Source organism: Polaribacter aquimarinus (assembly GCF_003129485.1).
Taxonomy (GTDB): Bacteria; Bacteroidota; Bacteroidia; order Flavobacteriales; family Flavobacteriaceae; genus Polaribacter; species Polaribacter aquimarinus.
Map to the genome: position 1 here is coordinate 1 of NZ_QFFG01000020.1, position 602 is coordinate 602.

At 32.2% G+C, this 602-nt stretch carries 1 pseudogene; it reads left to right on the forward strand.

From position 1 onward, the window contains the following. Positions 1 to 9: 9 nt before the first annotated feature. Positions 10 to 602 (forward strand): annotated as a pseudogene (locus DIS07_RS15140) (hypothetical protein); the annotation flags it as partial.

Genomic DNA, 602 nt, shown 5'->3' on the forward strand with positions numbered 1-602 from the left:
AATGATGGAATTTTAGACACAGAAGAAAATAAATGTAATTTTACAGATGAAATAGATACTAATCCAGCATTATATTCTCAAGGTTTAGCAACTTCTTCAGATTTTACTACTTTAAACGGACAAAATTTTACATGGGCTACAACAAACATTACTCCTTCAGGAGGAGATTCACATTTTGTTAGATCTGATGGAGATTTAAGTTACAGATCTTCGGGTGCAAATCCTGGTTCTACTGGTACTTCATTCGATGTTCAAATATCCTTTCCAAACGGAACAAATACATTTATTCTTACAGGTTTTGATTTTGATGGTTTAACCTCAGAATCTATAGATAACTTTTCTATAGAACCTACAACATTATCTTCAAATGCTGTAAATAATGCCGGTGTTATTACTTCTAATGCCTCAAACCAAGATATTATTTTAACTTGGAATCTTTCTACAAGTATCTCAACACTTACATTTAGAGTTAATAGACCTTCAACAGGTTTAGGTATAACGTTTAGTCCAGGACTCATATTTTGTGATGCAGATGGTGATGGAATTCCAAATTCATTAGATTTAGATTCAGATAACGATGGTATTCCAGATGTAATCGAATC